This window comes from Alysiella crassa DSM 2578 (assembly GCF_000745955.1).
In the GTDB taxonomy this organism is placed as follows: domain Bacteria; phylum Pseudomonadota; class Gammaproteobacteria; order Burkholderiales; family Neisseriaceae; genus Simonsiella; species Simonsiella crassa.
Genome location: NZ_JQKH01000042.1, coordinates 1 through 21978, shown reverse-complemented (window position 1 = coordinate 21978; position 21978 = coordinate 1). Strand labels below are relative to the sequence as shown.

The 21978-nt window shown below is 44.9% G+C and carries 23 protein-coding genes, 1 other RNA gene and 1 pseudogene; 12 read left to right on the top strand and 13 right to left on the bottom strand.

From position 1 onward, the window contains the following. The 6 genes from Q338_RS07450 to Q338_RS07420 form a co-directional block, all read left to right on the top strand. Nucleotides 1-309, top strand: a 309-nt coding sequence (locus Q338_RS07450; protein ID WP_156961055.1) for a transposase, incomplete at its 5' end; no start/stop codon positions are given. A gap of 114 nt (nucleotides 310-423) precedes the next feature. After that, a complete protein-coding gene (locus Q338_RS07445) occupies nucleotides 424-1443 on the top strand; it encodes an SPFH domain-containing protein (protein WP_034293721.1) in 1020 nt (339 codons plus the stop codon). Between the two features lie 226 nt (nucleotides 1444-1669). Beyond that, entirely contained in the window at nucleotides 1670-1933 is a 264-nt protein-coding gene (locus tag Q338_RS07435) for a hypothetical protein (protein WP_034293715.1), read from the top strand. A 108-nt stretch (nucleotides 1934-2041) separates the two neighbouring features. Then, entirely contained in the window at nucleotides 2042-2257 is a 216-nt protein-coding gene (locus Q338_RS07430; RefSeq protein ID WP_034293712.1) for a hypothetical protein, read from the top strand. Next, nucleotides 2247-2663, top strand: coding sequence for a PIN domain-containing protein (locus tag Q338_RS07425; RefSeq protein ID WP_034293708.1), 417 nt, complete (start codon nucleotides 2247-2249; stop codon nucleotides 2661-2663). Before Q338_RS07430 ends, Q338_RS07425 begins: the two co-directional genes overlap by 11 nt. 51 nt (nucleotides 2664-2714) lie before the next feature. Continuing rightward, nucleotides 2715-4232, top strand: coding sequence for a DUF4178 domain-containing protein (locus tag Q338_RS07420; protein ID WP_034293705.1), 1518 nt, complete (start codon nucleotides 2715-2717; stop codon nucleotides 4230-4232). Between the two features lie 220 nt (nucleotides 4233-4452). On the opposite strand, the gene Q338_RS07415 is transcribed toward Q338_RS07420, so the two are convergent. From Q338_RS07415 to Q338_RS07380, 9 genes are all read right to left on the bottom strand, one after another. After that, nucleotides 4453-5331, bottom strand: a complete 879-nt coding sequence (locus Q338_RS07415) for a WG repeat-containing protein (RefSeq protein WP_169815856.1) — start codon at nucleotides 5329-5331, stop codon at nucleotides 4453-4455. Then, nucleotides 5295-5516, bottom strand: a complete 222-nt coding sequence (locus Q338_RS14485) for a hypothetical protein (RefSeq protein ID WP_147293663.1) — start codon at nucleotides 5514-5516, stop codon at nucleotides 5295-5297. The genes Q338_RS07415 and Q338_RS14485 overlap by 37 nt, the downstream gene beginning before the upstream one ends. Before the next feature lie 35 nt (nucleotides 5517-5551). Then, nucleotides 5552-6274 carry a tRNA adenosine(34) deaminase TadA gene (gene tadA, locus Q338_RS07410; protein ID WP_034293701.1) on the bottom strand — a complete coding sequence of 241 codons (723 nt, stop codon included), beginning with the start codon at nucleotides 6272-6274 and terminating at the stop codon, nucleotides 5552-5554. Next, a complete protein-coding gene (locus Q338_RS07405) occupies nucleotides 6267-6773 on the bottom strand; it encodes a GNAT family N-acetyltransferase (protein WP_034293699.1) in 507 nt (168 codons plus the stop codon). Before Q338_RS07405 ends, tadA begins: the two co-directional genes overlap by 8 nt. Before the next feature lie 386 nt (nucleotides 6774-7159). After that, nucleotides 7160-7696: an isochorismatase family protein gene (locus tag Q338_RS07400; RefSeq protein WP_034293698.1), complete on the bottom strand. Its 537-nt coding sequence runs from the start codon at nucleotides 7694-7696 to the stop codon at nucleotides 7160-7162. Between the two features lie 77 nt (nucleotides 7697-7773). After that, a complete protein-coding gene (locus tag Q338_RS07395) occupies nucleotides 7774-8547 on the bottom strand; it encodes a cytochrome c1 (RefSeq protein WP_034293695.1) in 774 nt (257 codons plus the stop codon). A gap of 13 nt (nucleotides 8548-8560) precedes the next feature. Next, nucleotides 8561-9913, bottom strand: coding sequence for a cytochrome b (locus Q338_RS07390; RefSeq protein WP_034293693.1), 1353 nt, complete (start codon nucleotides 9911-9913; stop codon nucleotides 8561-8563). A 14-nt stretch (nucleotides 9914-9927) separates the two neighbouring features. After that, nucleotides 9928-10518, bottom strand: a complete 591-nt coding sequence (gene petA / locus Q338_RS07385; RefSeq protein ID WP_034293690.1) for a ubiquinol-cytochrome c reductase iron-sulfur subunit — start codon at nucleotides 10516-10518, stop codon at nucleotides 9928-9930. 300 nt (nucleotides 10519-10818) lie between these two features. After that, the gene (locus Q338_RS07380) at nucleotides 10819-11571 is read right to left on the bottom strand and encodes a Nif3-like dinuclear metal center hexameric protein (protein WP_034293687.1); all 753 of its coding nucleotides are present in this window, start codon (nucleotides 11569-11571) and stop codon (nucleotides 10819-10821) included. Nucleotides 11572-11855: 284 nt separating this feature from the next. On the opposite strand from Q338_RS07380, the gene Q338_RS07375 reads away from it, so the two are divergent. Continuing rightward, nucleotides 11856-13451, top strand: a complete 1596-nt coding sequence (locus Q338_RS07375) for an inorganic phosphate transporter (RefSeq protein ID WP_034293684.1) — start codon at nucleotides 11856-11858, stop codon at nucleotides 13449-13451. Nucleotides 13452-13591: 140 nt separating this feature from the next. Here the strand turns inward: Q338_RS07375 and Q338_RS07370 are convergent, their stop codons facing one another. Continuing rightward, complete coding sequence (locus Q338_RS07370; RefSeq protein ID WP_034293683.1) at nucleotides 13592-14479, bottom strand: LysR family transcriptional regulator; 888 nt, start codon at nucleotides 14477-14479, stop codon at nucleotides 13592-13594. Nucleotides 14480-14822: 343 nt separating this feature from the next. Between Q338_RS07370 and Q338_RS07365 the strand changes: the two genes are divergently transcribed. The 3 genes from Q338_RS07365 (at nucleotide 14823) to tldD (ending at nucleotide 18433) form a co-directional block, all read left to right on the top strand. Then, the gene (locus Q338_RS07365; RefSeq protein ID WP_034293681.1) at nucleotides 14823-15149 is read left to right on the top strand and encodes a DUF485 domain-containing protein; all 327 of its coding nucleotides are present in this window, start codon (nucleotides 14823-14825) and stop codon (nucleotides 15147-15149) included. After that, nucleotides 15146-16819: a cation acetate symporter gene (locus Q338_RS07360; RefSeq protein WP_034293679.1), complete on the top strand. Its 1674-nt coding sequence runs from the start codon at nucleotides 15146-15148 to the stop codon at nucleotides 16817-16819. The genes Q338_RS07365 and Q338_RS07360 overlap by 4 nt, the downstream gene beginning before the upstream one ends. A gap of 171 nt (nucleotides 16820-16990) precedes the next feature. After that, the gene (tldD, locus tag Q338_RS07355; protein ID WP_034293676.1) at nucleotides 16991-18433 is read left to right on the top strand and encodes a metalloprotease TldD; all 1443 of its coding nucleotides are present in this window, start codon (nucleotides 16991-16993) and stop codon (nucleotides 18431-18433) included. 58 nt (nucleotides 18434-18491) lie between these two features. On the opposite strand, the gene Q338_RS07350 is transcribed toward tldD, so the two are convergent. Together Q338_RS07350 and Q338_RS07345 are read right to left on the bottom strand one after the other, a co-directional pair. Next, entirely contained in the window at nucleotides 18492-18980 is a 489-nt protein-coding gene (locus tag Q338_RS07350; RefSeq protein ID WP_034293674.1) for an SEL1-like repeat protein, read from the bottom strand. A gap of 30 nt (nucleotides 18981-19010) precedes the next feature. Further along, nucleotides 19011-19514 carry a DUF1841 family protein gene (locus Q338_RS07345; RefSeq protein ID WP_034293672.1) on the bottom strand — a complete coding sequence of 168 codons (504 nt, stop codon included), beginning with the start codon at nucleotides 19512-19514 and terminating at the stop codon, nucleotides 19011-19013. An 85-nt stretch (nucleotides 19515-19599) separates the two neighbouring features. Here Q338_RS07345 and ssrA point away from each other — a divergent pair. Both ssrA and Q338_RS07340 read left to right on the top strand, forming a co-directional pair. Then, nucleotides 19600-19963, top strand: a transfer-messenger RNA (tmRNA) gene (gene ssrA / locus Q338_RS14070). Between the two features lie 229 nt (nucleotides 19964-20192). Next, entirely contained in the window at nucleotides 20193-21395 is a 1203-nt protein-coding gene (locus Q338_RS07340) for a tyrosine-type recombinase/integrase (RefSeq protein WP_034293669.1), read from the top strand. Nucleotides 21396-21665: 270 nt separating this feature from the next. On the opposite strand, the pseudogene Q338_RS14855 reads toward Q338_RS07340, so the two are convergent. After that, nucleotides 21666-21978, bottom strand: a pseudogene (locus Q338_RS14855) (hypothetical protein); the annotation flags it as partial.

Here is a 21978-nt window from a genome sequence, read left to right as displayed (position 1 = left end):
TACTTACAAAATAATGGCACTTATCATCATGAATATAGATTTTATTTAAGCAATATTTGCCATGACAATGCAGAATATTTTGCAAAAGGTATTATGCAACATTGGCAGATTGAAAATAAATTACATTGGGTAAAAGATGTTCAGTTAAATGAAGATAAGTCTTTTATTCGCAATAAGAATACCGCAGCTTGCTATTCGGTTCTAATGAGTTGGGCATTAAATATTGCACGATTTAATGGCTTCAATAAATGGAAAGATTGGTTGGCAAGATTTGCCAATCGGATTGACCGTATTGTGAAAATGATTTAGAACTTGTCAGGTCTGACCCTAATCCCCCGCAAGCGGGAGAGGGGATAAGTTTCAGGCAGCCTGAAAACCTATTTCCCCAACCATTTTTTTAACCCAACTCAAAGGAAAATCATCATGTTTAATTTTATTAAAAAACAATTTATTGACGTGATTCAATGGGAAAATCCCGATGAAGAAACACTCGTGTGGCGTTTCCCTATTGCCGACCAAGAAATCCAAAATGGCGCAAGCCTGACCGTGCGCGAAAGCCAAATGGCGATGTTTGTGGACGAAGGCGTAACCGCAGACGTGTTCCGCGCGGGACGTTACACGCTGACCACCAAAACCTTGCCCGTTTTGACCAATTTGAAAAATTGGGACAAACTCTTCCAATCGCCATTTAAATCAGATGTTTACTTTTTCAACACGCGCCAGCAAATCGGCAGACGTTGGGGAACCGCCCAACCCGTTACCGTGCGCGACAGCGAATTTGGCATTGTGCAACTGCGCTCGTTTGGCATGTATTCGTATCGCATTGCCGACCCTGCCGTGTTTTTCAACGAAGTGTCGGGTGTGGTGGAAAGCTATTCGGGCGAACAACTGGAAAATCAGTTGAAAAACATCGCCATGACGCAACTGGCAACCGCCTTTGCCACGTCTGGCGTGCCGTTTTTGGACATGGCAGCGAACCAAGTTTTCCTGTCGCAAAAAATGGTGGAATTGCTGAAACCTGAATTTGCCAAATTGGGTTTGACGCTGGAAAATTTCACGGTGGAAAGCATCACATTGCCCGAAGAAATCCAAAAGGCATTGGACAGCCGCATCAGCATGGGCATTGTGGGCGATTTGAGCAAATACACGCAATTCCAAACCGCACAAGCCATTCCAATGGCGGCGCAAAACGAAGGCGGCATTGCGGGCATTGGTGCGGGTTTGGGCGTGGGCGCGGGGATTGGTCAGGCGATGGCTGGCGCAATGGCAGGCATGATGTCGCCACAAAATCAGCCAAATCAAGCCGTTCAGGCTGCCGCGCCGCAAACGGAAGACCCACAAGTGAAATTGACCAAACTCAAAACTTTGCTGGACAATGGTTTAATCTCGCAAGAAGATTATGACGCGGCAAAAGCGGAAGTGTTGAAGCAGTTGATTGGGTAAATTTGTAGGGTTGTACCACGCACCAAATTGGGAAATTGGGTGCGTGGTAATGAATTTATTTTAGAGATATTTATGGAATTTTATCAACATTTAGTCTATGTTTTACCAACGAAAAAAGTTAATTTTTCTGATTTTATCGTGCAATTACAATCTTATTATCAAGATAAAATTGGTTCAGAAATCAAATTTATTCAGCCAAAACCAAATAAATTAGTTTTGGATTTTAATGACACATTCATTTTATTTAACTTGGAATGATGATGAATTTGTTATTGAAGAAGCCCAAGAAATTGTAGATAAAAATTTTTTTGAAAATGATTTTTCCGACACCCCCATTTCTATTGAAAAGAAAAATTTATTAAGGCAAGCAACCCAGAGAATTGAATTTTCAGGAGATGGTGATTTGGATATGAATTATTTTAATGAAATGTTATTTATTTTTGGAGAATTAGAAAAAGTGAGCGATATTGTTATTTTGAATATTGGTTAATTAGTTATAGATAATTTTTTTAATTTGAAATTTGGTGCGTGGTACGCACCCTACAAATTAAAAAAACATTTTCAGGCAGCCTGAAACGCATTTTTTGGGAGCAAAAACATGATTATTGATTTACCTTTGCACATTGAACAAATGATTGTCCACGAAGCACAAAAACAAGGCGTGAGCGTGGCGGAATTGATTATGCAAAAATTCAAACCCGATTACCCCAAAGGGGACATTCGCCGTCTCAAAGGGATTGTAAAAACAGAAAAAGTCGCCAGCATAGATGAAATCAATCAAGCCATTGAACTTGGGGCGGTGTATGGCGAATAAAACGGGCATAGACACCAATGTTTTGGTGCGCTATTTAACGCAAGATGATGATGTTCAAGCCAAAATCGCCAGCAATTTTCTGGAAAATTTAACATTGGAAAATCAAGGTTTTATCAATAATGTGGTGATAGTGGAATTGATTTGGGTTTTGTCTCGCCATTATCAAAAACCACGCGAATACATCGCCATGATTTTAGATGAAATATTGTGCATGCCCATTTTTACTTTTGAAAACAAAATTTTATTAACAGAAGTGTTGCATATTTACAAAAACAGCCATGCCGATTTTTCAGATATTTTAATTCGCAAAATCAATGAATTAAATGGTTGCCAACAAACCGTAACCTTTGACAAAAGAGCGTACAAACAAGCTGGCATGATGGCATTAACATCTGATTTTAAATAATTTATTTTTTGTCCGCTAGGACTTTCAGGCAGCCTGAAAGGTAAAAGAAAAATGTCCGAACCCCTATTTCACACATCTTGTCCCAGTTGCGGGGCGCCCGTCCACGTTCACTCGGCAACGGCGGTTACGGTGGTGTGTTCGTATTGCAGCTCCATGCTGGTGCGCCAAGACAACAGTTTGCACGACACGGGGCGCGATTCGGCATTGTTGTCCGATTTTTCGCCTTTGCAAATTGGCACGATGGGGCGTTTTGGCGCGAAAAATTTTGCGCTGATTGGGCGTTTGCAAGTGCGCTACGATGGCGGTATGTGGAACGAGTGGTATGCGCGTTTTGATGATGGCACAAATGGTTGGCTGTCTGAAGTGGGCGATATTTATGTTTTGGTGCGCGAAATTCAGTTAAACCAGCCTTTGCCCGAATTTCACAGTTTACGCGCTGGCGAAAGCACGATTGAAATCGGCAAGCGTTTTGTGGCGAGCGATGTGCGCCAAATTGTCTTGGAAAATGCGGCGGCGCAAGGCGAATTGCCATTCAGGCTGCCTGAAGTGATGAATAATCGGGTGGCGGATTTTCGTTGCGAAAATGCGTTTTTGACTTTGGATTATGACACGCAACCGCCCACTGCGTTTATGGGTAAAACGGTGAAATTAGCCGATTTGGTTCTGCAAAACACGCGCGATGAACATCAAATCCGCCAAAGTGCAGGCAGCCTGAAAGGTTCGCGCATGGCGGAAAATTGCCCGAGTTGCGGTTCGCCGATTCATTGGGTGGGCGGCGTGAGCAATACGGTGATTTGCGGCAGTTGCGGTAGCGACATCAAAGTGAGCGAGGGCAAAGCGCAATTGCGTGAAGCCAACGCCATGCGCCACGCCCAAGAAACCGCCCTACCCTTGCCCATTGGCAGAAAAGGGAAAATTCGCGGCAATCAATATGTGGTGATTGGCGCGGTACGCTACGAAGAAATTGACAGCCTAGACGCTTGGAAATTAATGGACAATCAAGCTGATTATGTTGTACCTATGGGCTGGTGGCGTGAATATTTGCTGTATTCGCCCCAAAAAGGCTTTTTGTGGCTGGTGGAAACGCACGATGATGAATGGTTTGTGTCGGAGACTTTACACGATTTTCCGCGTTTGAATCGGCACAATGAAGCGGTGGGTTTGTCCAAATTGTACACTTACGGCGGACGGGTGAGTTACGCGGCGGGCGCGTTTTACTGGCATATTCGCGCGGGCGATGTGAACCATTACACGGATTATCAGCAAGGCGGCGCGAAAATTTGCGCGGAATTGTCGCGGCATGAATTGGCATATAGCCGTAGCGTGCCGATGACACGCTTGGAATTGGAAGCCTTTGGTTTGGTAAACAAAGCCAAATCGCAAAGTTTCAGGCAGCCTGAATTGCGCGAATCTGTGGAAACCAGTACGCGCATTGTGGCGATGGTGGCGTTTGTGATTTTGAATGCGCCTGCGTGGTTGATGATGAGTGCCGATGATTTTACCTTTTCGCTGTTTGTGTCGGGGATTGCGTTGTGGATTTTGTATCAGAGTGGGCAGGATAGTGATTGATTGAATGGAAAAATTTTCAGGCTGTTTGTTAATTATAGTGAATTCAATTTAAACCAGTACCGCGTTGCCAGCTCCATTATGTACTCGGTGTACACGACGGTCGCAGTCCCCTTGTCCTGATTTAAATCGAATCTACTATAATATTTTGAATTTTAAGAAATTTACTTTTCAAAAAAGTTCAAAAAATAGGGTTTTACAAAGGTTTCAGGCAGCCTGAAAATCAAATCGGATGAAACCTTAACCATCGCCCGTCCACATCATACTCGTCCCAAACATTGCCATTGGTAAAGAAAAAACGCGCCCACCCAGAAAAATCTATGCTGCGATGAAAGACACTTTCATATTGCGGTTTAATCAAAATCTTCCCTGTCAAATCCGCCAAACCCCATTGCCCATTTTGTTGAATCAAAAAACGCTTACTCTTGGTTTCCAAAAACATTTTATCAAATGTGCCAAATGGGATAATTTCTTGTCCTGCATGATTCAACAAAGCCACTTGCCCCTGCGTATTTTTCACCAAAACCCACTCTTCAAACACCCACATAATTTCATTTCCCGCAGCAATTTGCCACTTTTGTCCTAATGAATTGACAAACCAACTCTGACCTTGTTCATCATGTAACAATGTGATTTCCCGAGTTAAATGCGCTACATTCACATAAATATCAGGCAACAGTTCCTTACCCGCCCCATTCATCACCCCATAACGCAATTGCGGATTGGCTTGCCGATTTTCCAGCTTCAGTGGTGCGGTGGCGAATTTGCGTATTTTTTGCTCGCCAAATTCAATCAGCGAATACCGAAACGGCGTTTGCGCCCGACCGTGTTCATCAAAAATCGCGTAACGTCCAGCCTGTTCCACAATCGCCTTATCATCGCCAATCAACCAAACATCATCGTATTCAAGCGGCAAAACCACATGCCCCAGCCGCCTATCCATCATACCTGAATACACCTTTTTCCTAGAATGTCTTTGATTGACAATCACATTTTTATGCTGCACAGACAAACCCTGAATAGACAAATATTTCGGTGGAATAATCACGCGCCCGTGCCGATTAATCAAGCCCACATCACTCGCCCCGAAAACCAAACGCAAGGGCGAATCATCCAATTTATCTTGCGTTCAGGACTCATATCGTGAAACAACATCAATTCGCCATCAGCAGACATATCCAAAGGGTCGCAACGAACCTGATACTCATCGGGAATATTGGGCGGTGGGCAAGCATAAAGTCTCATATTGCTCAATAACAATACCAGCAATAAATAAATTTTCTTCATTTTTCAATATTTTATATTTTCAGGCAGCCTGAAACTCATCTCCGCCGCGCCGCAAAAAATCGCTGCAAAATCGCCCGACTTTCATCTGCCAGCACCCCCGAATGCACCGCCGTATGCGAATTTAACTTTTTGTTTGCAAATATATTTAACACGCTGCCCGCCGCGCCCATTTTCGGCTCATGCGCCGCAAAAATCACCCGCCGAATCCGCGCCTGCACAATCGCCCCAGCGCACATCGCGCACGGCTCCAACGTAACGTACAAATCACAATCCTGCAAACGATAATTTTGCAAAATTTGTCCAGCCTGTTCAATTACTTGCATTTCCGCATGCTGGCAAACGCTGTGATTTACCACGCAACAATTATGCGCCATAGACAAAATTTTGCCATTTTCCACCAAAATCGCCCCAACAGGAATTTCGCCCCGTTGCGCCGCCTGTTCCGCCTGCGCCAAAGCCAATTGCATAAAATACACCATTTCCGTTTCAGGTGGAAAAATCGCAACAGGTGGAAAATTCTGTAATTTTTCTTGCCAACTGGCGCGTTGTTCGGCGGGTAATTCGTGTGGCAAACAATCTTCACACAACGCCACCAATTGCCAAAACACACTTTGCGTAACACTCAAACCCATTTGTTTCAGCAATAAAAATGCGCGGCACGGATTAAACGCACACAATTCAGGCAGCCTGAAAATCCCCAACTCCGCCAAAGCCGCCACCACTTTCGGCGCAAGCGGTGGCGTTCCCAGTTTACTCATTGATTTGTTTACCTAATAAAACAATATCCGCCAACACGCCGTCCAAATCACACACTTCAGGCAGCCTGCCCCATTGCGCAAAACCAAACGACTGAAACAAAGCGATACTCGCTTGATTATGCGCGAAAATCACGCCAATCACATTGCGAATCCCCAATTCAGGCGCACGGCGCAACATTTCCGCCAAAAACCGCTTGCCCACGCCACCGCCACGCGCCTGTTCATGCACATACAGGCTGATTTCGGCGGTAATATCGTAAGCGGCGCGGCTGTAATAATCGCTGAAACTTGCCCATGCGATAATTTGCCCATCTGCTTGATTTTTCATCACATAAATCGGGCGATTCGGTTTTTGGTGTGCGTCAAACCACGCTTGGCGGCTCGCCACGCTCACGGGCTGCAAATCTGCCGTTACACGGCGGCTGGCGATGGTGGAATTGTAAATGGCGACAATTTCGGGCAAATCAGATTGTGTAGCTAAAGTAATGATTGTATTCATGATTTTAGATAATGTGAATATTCAGGCAGCCTGAATTGTGTTTTTGCTGTAGGCTCGTCATGGCGCAAACACGCGTGGCAGGACGCTGCCCCCGACAAACCGCTTATTATAAACCGAACAAATTTTACCAAAAAGCCTTTCCCTTGCTTTAGTAATTGTGCTAGCATTATTCACAATATGGCTTGTGATACAAGCAAGCATAGTTTTTTGTATTTTATTATTTTTCAATTATCTACCTTTTCTTTCAGGCTGCCTGAAATATCGGGGTGGTTGGTAGAATTGATAAAACACGGTGGGTGCGAGCACCCCTACATTTGCTGTATTCTTGATTTTGGATAATGTGAATATTCAGGCAGCCTGAAATACCTTTCAGGCTGCCTGAAAACTTATTGAATTAATTTAGAAATTTCTTTAAACGCAGGATTTTTCGCGTCGCCCAATAATTGAAACAACACACTTTCCACATTGGACACCACCGCGCCCACCGCCTGCATTTGCTGCAAAGCATTATTTTTATTGGCTAATGTGCGTGAAGCCAAACATTCTTGTGGCAAATACACCGCCAAACCTTGTTCGCGCAAAGTCAGCACCGTTTGCAACACGCACACATGCGTTTCACAACCCAAAACAATGATATTTTTAGGTTTTTTATCATCAATGGCAGCCTGAACATCTGCCGTCAAAGCAGAAAACTGTGTTTTTTCAAACACAGGCGCATTTGCCGTCAAATCCTGCACCGCCGCCACCGTGTTGCCCAAGCCTTTGGGATATTGCTCGGTAACAATGGTGGGAATATTCAAAATATTCAAGCCTTTAATTAATTGACAAGATTTGCTCACAAAATCCGCGCCATCGTTCATGGCGGGAATCAGGCGTTCTTGAATGTCAATCACCAGTGCAATGGTATTATCTTGTTGTAACATGGTTTTTTCTCCAAATGGTTAGACGAGTAGCCCAAAATAAAGGCAGCCTGAAAAGTTTTCAGGCTGCCTATTTTAAATTAATGAACGTCTTTCCAGAATTCTTTTTTCAGGAAATACGCCAATGGCAACATCACGGCAATCAGGAACAACAACACCAAATAACCGATTTGTTTGCGCTGAACTTGCGCTGGCTCTGCCATATACGCCATGAAATTGGTCAAATCACGCGCATATTCATCGTAATCGGCGGTAATCACATCGCCTTCTTTGGTTTTGCGCGACAATTTGCCTGTGCTTTCCCAAGTCCAATCAGGCGTGCCATCTTCTTTCAATACGATTTTGCCATCTGCGTCCAATTTTGCAGATTTCACACCTTCTTGTTCCCACAAAACGTGTGGCATGGCGGCATTCGGTAAAACCGTATTGTTCCAGCCAGTTGGCGTTTTCGGATCTTTGTAGAAACCGCGCAAATAGGCATAAATGTAATCCGAGCCGCGTGAACGGGCAATCAGGGTCAAATCAGGTGGCGTGTTGCCAAACCATTTTTTCGCGTCTGCAGGTTTGATATGTGCTTGCATCACATCGCCCACTTTATCGGTGGTAAACATCAGATTGTTTTTGATTTCATCTTCTGTTAAACCAATGTCTTGCAAACGATTGAAACGCATCATGGAAGCCGAGTGGCAAGACAAACAGTTGTTCACAAAAATTTGTGCGCCGCGTTGCAAACTCACTTGGTCGCGAGGGTTCAATTCAACGTGTTCGTAATGACCGCCGCCACTTGCATTCGCCATACTCATGGGAACTGCCAACAACAAGGCAGCAATCGTGTTTTTCAATGCTTTTTTCATTTCAGGCAGCCTCTTAAATATTGACAGCAAACAGGTATGAACCAATCAAGGTAATGGCAACATACACAAAGAACATCACTTTTTGCTTGGTTGTACCCATGGTAACACGCTCTGGTACGGGTTTATCCACGTCCATTTTGGTGTAAATGGGCATCAACAAGAAGAAGGCAAAGTAAATGATGGACAAAATGCGCGCCACCCAAGTACGCAAGTCGGTTGCCACCATCGCACCCAAAATACCCAAGCCAATGAAAGCAATAATGAACAACACCAATGCCGTTTTGAAAATGGGACCACGATAACGGATTGATTTGGTTGGCGAACGGTCAAGCCATGGCAACAAGGCAATCAACACAACCGCCGCACCCATTGCCAACACGCCCCAAACTTGCGTACCCGCAAAAGACGGTACAGCACGCAAAATCGCATAAAATGGTGTGAAATACCAAACGGGTGCAATATGTGGTGGTGTAACCATGGGGTTGGCTGGGTCAAAGTTCGGTTTTTCCAAGAAATAGCCACCGCCTTCGGGCGCAAAGAACATCACGCCACAGAAGAAAATCAAGAACACCACCACACCCAAAATGTCTTTAACGGTGTAGTAGGGGTGGAATGGAATGCCGTCCAATGGAATGCCGTTGGAATCTTTGAGTTTTTTGATTTCCACGCCATCTGGGTTGTTGGAACCCACTTCGTGCAGGGCAATCAAGTGCGCCACCACCAAACCAATCAACACCAAAGGCACGGCAATAACGTGCAAGGCAAAGAAACGGTTTAAGGTTGCGTCAGACACGTTGAAGTCGCCGCGAATCCATGTGGACAGGTCTGGGCCAATCACGGGAATGGCGGCAAACAGGTTAATAATTACCTGCGCACCCCAAAATGACATTTGACCCCATGGCAGCAAATAACCCATAAAGGCTTCTGCCATCAATGCCAAGAAAATCAATGAACCAAACACCCACACCAGCTCACGCGGTTTTTTGTATGAACCGTACACCAAGCCACGGAACATGTGCAAATAAACCACAATGAAGAACATGGACGCACCTGTTGAGTGCATGTAGCGGATAATCCAACCGCCCGACACATCGCGCATGATGTATTCCACTGCCGCAAATGCCACAGGCAGGTTTTGGGCATTGGTGGTGCCATCTGGTTTGAAGTTCATGGTCAAGAAAATGCCACTCACGATTTGAATCACGAGTACCAATAATGCCAATGAACCAAAGAAATACCAGAAGTTAAAGTTTTTGGGCGCGTAATATTCTCCAACGTGTTCGTTGTACATTTTTGATAGGGGGAAACGCGCGTCCACCCAATCCAGCAAGGCTTTTGCCTTATTGCAACTTTTTTGGTTTTCCATTTGTGTTCCCCTTATCAGTCTTCACCGACCAAAATCACGTTGTCGCTCAAATATTTGTACGGCGGAATGACCAAATTCGCTGGTGCAGGTACGCCTGCAAATACGCGACCTGCCAAGTCAAATTTTGAACCATGACAAGGGCAGAAGAAACCGCCTTTCCATGAGCCACCACCCAAATCTGCTGCACCCACATCAGGGCGATAGGTTGGTGAGCAGCCCAAATGGGTACAAATGCCAATGCCCACCCATACGTTTTCTTTGTCTTTGATGGCGCGGGTGGGGTTTTTGGCGTATTCAGGCTGCTGGTCGGCAGTTGAATTGGGGTCGGTCAAGCTGCTGTCTAGCGTGGCTAAATCTTTTAGCTGCTCGTCCGTTCGGTTTAAGATGAAGATGGGTTTGCCACGCCATTCGGCGATGGTTAATTGCCCAGCTTCTACTTTACTAACATCTACTTCCACAGATGCCCCTGCTGCTTTCGCTTTTTCAGATGGCATCCAGCTAGCGGCAAACGGTACTGCCACACCTGCGGCAGCCACTGCGCCTGCGCCTGCGGTGGCAAGTGTGAGAAAGCGGCGGCGTTCCTTGTTGATTTCGTTATTATCCATTTATTTATATCCCAAGTATTTGAAATATTCAGTAAGGGCAACTTGCCATCTGATGACAAATAACCCTTAATTTAAACAGCTTTTATTTTAACCGATTTTCAGGGATTGCTTAAGGTTTTTTTAAATTTAGGTAAAGTTTTTACAGCTGTGTTTGATGTGGTTCAAATTGTGAAAACATTTAAGTTGTGGTTTTGTTTGATTTTCAGGCTGCCTGAAAATGTGAATTTAGGGTGTAATTCGGTGTTATTTGTTGCCAAATTGTATCGCTTTCAGGCAGCCTGAAATGGATGAATCCCGATTTTACGCAGGATTATTCTCATCAAAAAAATCCACCGCCACACCAAACTGCTCCGCCAACGCCGCACCCAAAGCCTGCACGCCATAACGCTCAGTCGCATGATGACCCGCGCTGATAAACGCCACGCCCGTCTCATTTGCCAAATGATATTGCGCTTCGGAAATTTCGCCTGTAATGTACACATCTGCGCCTGCGTCAATCGCTTGCTGGAAAAAGCCTTGCGCCCCACCCGTACACCACGCCACGCGTTTCAGGCTGCCTGAAAAATCGCCCACACACACAGGTTTTCGCCCCAACACCGTTTCCAAATGCGCCGCCAATTTCGCCAAAGTATTCTGTTCATCAGGCAACACGCCCAAATTCAACAAATTTTGTTCGCCAAACTGTTTTTCAGGCTGCCACCCACATTTCGCCGCCAATTGCACATTATTGCCCCATTGAGCGTGTCCGTCCAAAGGCAAATGGTATCCAACCAAATTAATATTATTTTTCAATAAATTGGCAATGCGTTTGCCTTTCCAACCCGTAATCGTAACAGGCTCGCTTTTCCAAAACATGCCGTGATGAACCAGCAACATATCCGCCCCTTGCGCCGCCGCATATTGAATCGCCGCGCCACTTGCCGTTACCGATAGGACAATTTTATCAATAATTTCAGCACCTTCCACTTGCAAACCATTGGGCGCATAATCTTTATACAGCCCCACTTGCAACATTTCATCGCACCATGCCAACATTTCTTGACGACTCGCCATATTAAAATTCCTTATGTTAATCAAATAATTAAAAACAGACTTTACAAAACAAAACACTTATTGAATAATGGGCGCGCGCAAAAGGCGCATATTCCCCCATTTTGCACAAATGATTTTATTAAACAAGTCTTTCCGAACACAAACGCATTTCCCTTGCGACAGGATATTGGCGCACGGGCAATGCGTTTTATTTTGATGATGTGAACACGTTTTCAGGCTGCCTGAAACATTCACAAAATCATAACATGGAAAGACCCACATTATAAGGATGTATAGGAGCAATTATGCCCCAAAATCAACATACAACTGCACTCCCCCAAATGAAAAAAACCAATACCGCATTTGCCATTTTATTAATTGGCATGGTTGGTTATTTCGTTTACTGGGGTTTAGGTTACACGCAATACAATCATACCATGTTGTTTTTATTAGCAACTTTATTTGGTGTATTTATGGCGTTCAATATTGGCGGCAATGACGTTGCCAATTCATTTGGTACATCGGTTGGTGCGGGTACTTTAACCGTACCGCAAGCCTTGCTGATTGCCGCCGTGTTTGAAGTAAGCGGCGCGGTTATTGCTGGCGGTGAAGTAACCGCCACCATCAGAAGCGGTATTGTGAATTTAGACAGCTTTAATATGCAACCCTTGGATTTGGTGTTTATTATGATGTCTGCCCTACTCGCGGCGGCGTTGTGGTTGCTGATTGCCACGTTTAAAGGTTTGCCTGTTTCCACGACACACGCGATTATTGGCGGTATTGTCGGCAGCTCGCTCACGCTGGGTTTTTTGATTGCCAATGACGATGTGAATGTTTGGGCAACCGTGAAGTGGGGCAAAATCGGTCAAATTGCGATTTCATGGGTTTTGTCGCCTGTGCTGGGCGCGGCGGCGGGTTATGGCGTGTTTTATTATGTGAAAAAATTGGTTTTGGATTACAACACGCGTGCCGAACATGAACTCAAAACCATCAAAGCCGAGAAAAAAGCCTATAAAGAACAACATTTATTGGCAATGGACAATTTAGACCAAGAAGAAAAAATCGCTTTGACCCAACAAATGGCATCAGACGCAGACATTTATGCCGAAGCCGATTACGACCCCAATGAATTGCAGTCTGAATACTACAAAAAAATGCACGAATTTGAAGAACGCAAAGATAAAGTCTATGCGCTCAAAGCCTTGCAAACTTGGGTGCCTGCGATGGCGGCAATGGCGAGTATCATGGTATCGTCCATTGTCGTATTCAAAGGTTTGAATAATTTACATTTAGAAGTCAACGCGATTGCAGGCAGCCTGATTATGCTGATGATTGCGGCGGTGGTGTGGTTTGCCACTTATTTATTCTCTAAAACCTTGAAACGCAAAGATTTGACAAAATCCACTTTTATGATTTTTTCATGGATGCAGGTGGTTACCGCTTGTTCATTTGCCTTCAGTCATGGCGCAAACGATATTGCCAATGCAATTGGTCCATTCTCCGCAATTATGGACGTGTTGCGCACCAATAGCGTGGGCAAATCCGCACCTGTGCCGCCGATTGCCATGCTGACTTTTGGCGTGGCTTTGGTGGTGGGTTTGTGGTTTGTTGGTAAAGAAGTGATTCAGACGGTGGGTAAAGGTTTGGCGGAATTGCACCCTGCTTCAGGTTTTTCAGCCGAACTGGCGGCGGCGGTGGTGGTGATGTTGGCTTCCGTGTTGGGTTTACCTGTTTCCAGTACGCATATTTTGGTGGGCGCAGTATTGGGCATTGGCTTGGTGAACAAAAACGCAAATTGGGCAATGATGAAACCGATTGGTTTGGCGTGGGTGATTACGCTGCCTGCGGCAAGTTTGTTGGCGGTGATGAGTTTCCTGATTTTGCGCGGTATTTTTGGTTAAATAAATCCTAATATGAATTAATAAGGCAGCCTGAAATTGTTTTCAGGCTGCCTTATTATTCAATTTTAAATCAGGACAAGACAACAGGGAGCTGGCAACGCTGTACTGGTTTAAATTGAATTCACTATATTATCATAAATTTACATGCGCACGTCCCACGCATTTTGTACGCATTCATACAATAATTTCAACATCGGGTCTTCGCCAAATTCGTCCAAATAAATAAAATTCAAAGGCAAAGACTGTTCAAATTCATCAATCAAAGCAATGGGTTTCCCCTGACTTTGCGCCTCCAACGCCGCGTGTTTCGGCACCATCGCCAAACCCACCCCCGAAGCACACAAATCAATAATGGTTTTCGGATAATCACAAATGATTTGTTTTTTCGGCGTGAGTTTGTGGCGGTGCCAAAATTGTTGCAAATTCTTGTGGCTGCCTGAAATGCCCGACATTTCTATCCATGTGAAATGATTCAAACTTTTGGGCAAATCTTGGCGCAAACGCGCTTCGTCCTGCATAGGGCAAATCAATGAATAAGCGATGTTTTCCAAAAAAATACTCTGGATACTGCGTTGGCGCAAATGCCCCAAGAAAAAACCGCCGTGTAACTTTTTTGCCACCAAACGCGTTAAAATTTCCCCACTCATGCCGTATTGAATGTGCAATTGCGTGTTGGGATTTTTCAACATAATACAATTGGTGAGTTCGGTAACTCGGTCGCTGGCAATCGGGTGAATCAAGCCCAATTGCGCGCTTTGCACATAATGCTCCGACAGCGTTTCGGCAAAACGCTCCAAACGATGTTTTTGTTGCAACAACAATTCCGCTTCAGGCAAAAACACTTCGCCAGCGCGGGTTAAGCTCATGCCGCTACGATGGCGTTCAAACAAAGGCGTGCCAATATAGGCTTCCAAAGCCTTGATTTGCGCCGAAACAGCAGGTTGTGATAAATGCAGCGTTTCCGCCGCTTGAGTCAAATTTTTACAGTGCGCGACTGCAATAAACGCTTTCAATTGCGTGATGTCCATGTGTCTTTTTCCGTAGTTTTGTGTAGCGTTATTGTAAACGTGTTTTCAGGCTGCCTGAAAAGTATTTTTACTAATAAAATCAAAGTGTCCTTATTTAGTCATCAGCGCGACAAATTACAGCCATCAAAAAATATGACAATAACACATTAACTGCTTTATTCAAAAAATAAATTAAGTCATATCAATCAGATAACTCCATCAAATCAGCAAAACAAATCCCACACATCGGAAAACATGATTGTGCAAGCACATACATTTTACGGTTTAATTCACTCATCTTTTTTCGTAAAACACCTTTTCAGGCAGCTACAGGCAGCCTGAAAAACATGAAAAGGAACATAAAATGACACAAGAACAACAACTCGCCAAACAAGTTTTGGCGCACCCCAAATTTCAGCGCATGGCAAAACAAAAATCCATATTGGGCTGGACATTTTCAGCCATTATGTTTTTTGTGTATGTGGGTTTTATTTGGGTGATTGGCACAGACCCTAAATTATTAGGCACTCAAGTTCACGAAGGCAGCATCATTACATTGGGTATTTACGCAGGCGTGGCAATGATTATTTTTGCTTTCCTGATTACACTCGTGTATGTGTGGCTGGCAAATGGTAAATACGAAGACATGACTCAAGAAGTGGTCAAAGAAGTAATGGGAGCGCAAAAATGAAAAAATCACTTTTTGGTTTAATGGCTTTGCTGGCTTCAAGCAGTTTGTGGGCTGACGCGCTCACAGGCGATGTGGAAAAGCAAAAAGTAAACATCACTGCCATCATTATGTTCTTTATTTTTGTGGGTGCAACTTTGTACATCACAAAATGGGCAGCCAAACAAAATAAATCCACCAAAGATTTCTACACAGGCGGCGGTGGCATTTCGGGTTTCCAAAATGGTTTGGCGATTGCGGGCGATTACATGTCGGCAGCCTCATTTTTGGGGATTTCGGCAATGGTGTTCACATCAGGTTATGATGGCTTGATTTATTCAACAGGTTTCTTGGTGGGCTGGCCGATTGTGTTGTTTTTGGTGGCGGAGCGTTTGCGTAACTTGGGTAAATTCACATTCTCTGATGTGGCGGCTTACCGTTTGGCGCAAAAACCTGTGCGTTTGTTTGCGGCGGGTGGTTCGCTGGTGGTGGTGTTGCTGTATCTCATCGCGCAAGTGGTGGGTGCGGGTAAACTGATTCAACTGCTGTTTGGTATGGACTATTTGTTTGCCGTGATTTTGGTGGGCGTGTTGATGGTCGCTTATGTGATGTTTGGCGGTATGTTGGCAACCACTTGGGTGCAAATGATTAAAGCTGTATTGCTGTTGGGCGGTGCAACATTCATGTCGCTGATGGTATTGAAACACACAGGATTCAGCTTTGAAGGCATGTTTCAGGCAGCCGTGGGCACCCACGAAAAAGGCGAAGCCATTCTTGCCCCTGGTGGTTTGGTTAAAAATCCGATTGACGCATTGTCTTTGGGCTTGGCGTTGATGTTTGGTACAGCAGGTTTGCCACACATTTTGATGCGTTTCTTTACCGTACCCGATGCGCGTGAGGCGCGTAAATCGGTGGTGGTGGCAACAGGTTTCATTGGCTATTTCTATTTGCTGACGTTTATTATTGGTTTTGGCGCGATTATTTTCTTGACCAAAGACCCCAATTTCTTCCATGAAGTTACCAAAAATGGTAAGAGCGTTTATGAAATGATTGGCGGCACGAATATGGCTGCGGTTCACTTGTCCAAAGCGGTGGGTGGCGACTTGTTGTTGGGCTTCATTTCTGCGGTGGCATTTGCAACGATTTTGGCGGTGGTGGCAGGTTTGACTTTGTCTGGCGCATCTGCGGTAAGCCATGATATTTATGCTTCGGTTATCCGCAAAGGTCAAGCATCGCAAGAAGAAGAAATGCGCGTTTCCAAAATGGCAACTTTGGCTTTGGGCGTATTGTCCATCATCTTGGGCTTGGCGTTTGAAAATCAAAACGTAGCATTTATGGTGGGCTTGGCATTTGCGGTGGCGGCTTCGGCTAACTTCCCCGTGTTGATGTTGAGCATGTTCTGGAAAGGTTTGACGACTCGTGGCGCGGTAGTGGGCGGTTTCGCTGGTTTGATTGGCGCATTCTTGCTGATTATCTTGGGTCCAAGCGTGTGGGTAAGTGTGTTGCACAACAAAGAAGCCATTTTCCCATACGGCAACCCTGCGATTTTCACGATTCCTTTGGCGTTCATCGTTTCCATCATCGTGTCTTTGTTGGACAACTCTGAACAAGCGAAGAAAGACAAAGAAGGCTTTGAAGCACAATATGTTCGCTCTATGACAGGCATTGGTGCGGCAGAAGCATCTGACCACTAATCGGTTTTAGAAAAAATAGGCAGCCTGAAACAATTTTCAGGCTGCCTTAATTTTTTGAATTTGAAATTCAAACCATATATCAAGCCAATCGCCCCCAAAATAAAAACTGCTATAATTCAGCTATCTTTCACTCTATTTTCCAATTTCAGGCAGCCTGAAAACTTTATTTCTATGCAAAACACATTCCACACCGTTTCCCAAGATTTGCTTCACGCCAACCAGATTTCTGCTGATGAGTTGGCAAAATCACTTGCCATCATCGGCACACATCACGTTGATTATGCAGATATTTACTGTCAACGCACCGCCTTTGAAAGCTGGCATTTAGACGAAGGCATGGTGAAATCAGGCAGCTTCCAAATTGACCAAGGGGTTGGCGTACGCGCCGTGTCGGGCGAAAAAACCGCGTTTGCCTACGCCGATAGTTTGACGGCGGAAGCCATTGCCCGCGCCGCCAACACAGTTAAAGTGATTGGCGCGGCGGGCAACTCCTCCCCTATTCGTGTCCCCACGCCCACATTCAGCAAACCAGTACACAGCACCGCCAACCCCATTCACACGCTGCAATCGGCAGAAAAAGTCGCTTTACTTCAAAAAGTGGAGCAAATCGCCAAAGCCGCCGACCCACGCATTGTGCAAGTAATGGCGGGGCTGACCTGCGAGCATGATTTGGTTTATGTGGCGCGTTTGGACGGCAAACACGCGGCGGATATTCGTCCTTTGGTGCGCCTGTCGCTGACCGTGATTGCGAAACAAGGCGAGCGGCGCGAACAGGGTAGCGCAGGCGGTGGTGGACGTTTTGATTTGACTTATTTTTCTGATGAAAAAATTAAAGAATATGTGAATCATGCGGTTAAGCAAGCCTTGATTAATCTGGAAGCCCGACCTGCCCCTGCTGGCGCGATGACGGTGGTGTTGGGCAATGGTTGGCCCGGTGTATTGTTGCACGAAGCGGTGGGACATGGTTTGGAGGGCGATTTTAATCGCAAGGAAACAAGCGTATTCACAGGCAAACTGGGCGAGCGCGTGGCGGCAAAAGGCGTTACCGTGATTGACCAAGGCGACATCGCCGACCGCCGTGGCAGCCTGAATATGGACGATGAGGGCAACCCAACAGGTCGCACAGTCTTGATTGAAGACGGCATTTTGACAGGCTATATGCAGGACGAAACCAATGCGCGTTTGATGGGCGTGGGCGTTACGGGCAATGGGAGACGTGAAAATTATTCGTCCGTAGTCATGCCACGCATGACCAACACCTTTATGGAAAACGGCAGCCATGAACCGCAGGAAATCATTGAAAGCATAGACAAAGGCATTTACGCGGTAAACTTTGGCGGTGGGCAAGTGGACATTACCAGTGGCAAATTTGTGTTCAGCGCGAGTGAAGCGTGGTGGGTGGAAAAAGGCAAGCTGCTCTACCCTGTCAAAGGCGCGACCATTATCGGTAGTGGCGCGGAGGTGATGAAGCATATTTCCATGATTGGCAATGACACGGCTTTGGACACAGGCGTGGGCGTGTGCGGTAAAGATGGGCAAAGCGTGCCTGTGGGCGTAGGACAGCCGACTTTGCGAATTGACGCTGGTTTGACGGTTGGTGGGAGTGAAGCTTGAGGTTTTCAGGCTGCCTGTATATATTTGTTTTACATAAACAGGCAGCCTGAAAACACTATTATTGCGTATATTCCTTCAGCAAAGCCAATATTTTGGATTGTTTGGGAATATATTTGTCGGGATTTTTATCTTGCGAAATTGCCCACATCTTATCGGCTAATGTTTGAGCGGCAGACAATTCCGCCTCACTCAAATTATCCAAATCAGGTAAAGGTGGTACAAACAGCGCAACTCTTTTATCCATTTGATAAATTTTGACTTTTTGGCTATACAAATGCAATGCTTGTGCCACCACCAAATTTTTTGGCACTCCCAAACCATATTCATAAATCACACTCCATTGATATGCCAATGGTGCAGTCAACGGTTTCAAGCGAAAATCTATTCCAGCACCAAAAATATGTGTTGCATACCACGTTGTAAATGTCTTATTTTTATCTACAAGACGCGCTGTCGTGGTTGGTATGGTTTGTTCCGCCAAACTGATTTGACTAAAACAAGCAGTCAATAAAATAATAAAACATTTTGTTTTGAAAGAATTTTTCATTATTTAATACCTTTCAGGCTGCCTGAAATTTTATTCGCGCATACTGATTTTATCGGACAAACCCACTTCATGCGGATTAATACGCGCTTCATCTTCCGCGCCTAAATTGACCAATTTTCGCAATTTAGTCATATAATTATTCACGTCCAAACCGCGCCCAAAACGCTGTGCTTCCCATAAAGTTTCCGCGAGTGCTTCCATCATTTCATGTTCGGCGGCAACCCAATCATCATTGTGTTTGGCGCACAATTGCGCGTGAATTTCACGAATACCAAAAGGCTGGTCTATCCCCACCTGCTCCTGAATGGACAAGTGCATGGACAAATGCAAAAAGGGATTGCTTTCGCCTTTGTCGGGTGTCCATTCATAATCCAAATATTGTTCAATATTATCAAGAATATGAGCATATTCTGTATGCGCTTGTAAAATGCGTAGGGCTTTCATTTGCAAAGCGTCTAATTGCACGGGCGCAAATCGCAATTGCCAAACATGGGCGAAAAATCGGCGCACATCGTGGGTGTTTACATCATACATAATTGTTTTCCTAAAATTTTAAGTATGGGCATTATAAAGACTTTTCAGACAGCCTGAAACTGTGTACAATGCACTTTCTTCATTTGGGGGCGACCTTGGTTTCGACGGGGGTTGCGAAGCAAATGTGGGCATACCGCGTTTTCAGTTACGCGTAAAACACTGAATCAAAATAGTCGCAAACGACGAAACTTACGCTTTGGCTGCTTAATGCCAAGCTGTTGCAGCAGTTGGTTAATGGGCTGTGTGGGGTAACCCACCGCAACATCATTTTACATTAACTGGTTCTCTGTTGGGTTACTTGGCAGGGGGCGAGATTGAAGGTAACTGGTTTCCCAAAAGCCTGTCTGTCGGCGCGCGGGGAATAAGATTTCTAAATTGGCAAGACTAAGTATGTAGAACACTTTGTAGAGGACTTTCGGACGGGGGTTCAATTCCCCCCGCCTCCACCAAACTCTGTTTTCTAGGGTTTCCTAGAACACCTTAAACCCCTGAAATCACTTGATTTTAGGGGTTTTTTAGTGTCTGCAGTATGCCTGAATATGCTGGACTGCGCATGAGTTTTTAGGTACATTTCTAGGTACATCAGCCAAAAACGGCTGATTTTCGCCCCCCAAATCCCCCTTTTTTAGCCCATTTTTTTGGAAATGTACCTAATAAAATTTCTAACTTATTGATATTATGAAACTAACAGACCAACAATGTAAAAATGCAAATGTACCTAGTAGCGGTATTACGCTGCTTTCAGACGGTGGCGGCTTGTACCTAGAAATCCGCGCCAATGGTTCAAAATATTGGCGCATGAAATACACCAGCCCCATCACAAAAAAGCAAGTTACTTTCCATTTAGGTACATACCCTGAATTGAATTTAAAAACAGCGCGTATGGAATGCAGCAAAGCACGCTTATTAATTACGAGCGGCATAGACCCCAAAGAAGAAAAACAAGCCAATAAAACCCAGCAACATGAAAACCGTATCAATACCTTTGAAACCATTGCCCGAAAATGGCACACCGACCGCGCCAAGCACCCCGATAAATGGACACCCGACCATGCGAGCCGTGTTATTCGTAGCCTTGAATTGCACGTTTTCCCCTATTTGGGTAAACGCCCCATTGCGGAAATCATGCCCCTTGAAGTCTTGGACGTATTAAAACAGATTGAACAGGCAGGAAAATACGACACCGCCCACAAGGTTTATGATGTGGTTAATCAGGTGTTTTCTTATGCAGTTGTATTGCGCCTGTGTGTGTTTAATCCAGCTTCTGAATTGCGCCGTGAATTGGCACAAGTGAAACAAAAGCCATTCCCCCACATTACCGACCCAAAAGAAATCGGCGAATTATTGCGCCGCATAGATGGCTACGGTGGCACAATTCAAGTGCGTACCCTATTGCAAATTAGCCCCTATGTGTTTACACGCCCCAGCGAATTGCGCCTAATCAAATGGGCGGAAATTGATTTTCAGGCTGCCTTGTGGCGCAAAGAAGAAACAGAGATGAAAAACGGTATTCCCCACCTTGTACCATTAAGCCGCCAAGTGATTGCCCTATTGGAACAAATGAAGCCATTTACAGGGCATTATGAATATGTGTTTTACAACAAATCTACAGGCAAACCCTTAAGCGATAATGCAGCCAATAAAGCTATGCACCGATTGGGCTATCAAGGCATTGCCACGCCACACGGTTTTAGGCACACCGCCAGCACCAATCTAAACGAAATGGACTACAACCGCGATTGGATAGAATACCAACTCGCCCACAAGGAAAAGAACAGCAGCCGCGACAGCTACAATTTCGCCAAGTATTTAGACAGCCGCGCCAAGATGTTGCAAGAATGGGCAGATTATTTAGACGGCTTGAAACAACAGGCAGCCTGAAACCACACACCAGCCATAGGGAATAAGCCCCTTTCGCTGGTGTTTTTTGATTGCCGAAAAACCAGCTAAATAAGACACAAAAAAATGATGTTATTGGTGTTATTCTGTTATTTGCAATTTATTTAATTGATTTATAAAGAGATTTAGATAACAGATGAAAAACAAGTTTCTGGTATTAATGTTATGTATATTTATCAATGGTTTATATCATCATGCACACACTAGCGCATTGCAGCGCATTGGCATACAATCATCTTTTCAGGCTGCCTTTCAGTACACGACAAAAAATCGGACGACCTGTTTTGGGTTTGAAAAATAGTCCAAAGTTGCCATCATCAACATGGCAGCTTTGGCAAGCTGCTCTAAACCAACACGAAAAATACCTTGCGATAAACGTTCATGAGATTTAGGCTTAATTGGATTAAGCGCATGTTGCCAACGCCCAATGACATAAGCCCAAGCCAATGTAACTGCCAGAATCGCAAACAACTTTTCCATTTTAACAGGGTCAGTCATGTGCGTGGCTTCCAAGTCAAAACCGCGTTTTTTCAGGCAGCTAAACAGCATTTCAATTTGCCAGCGC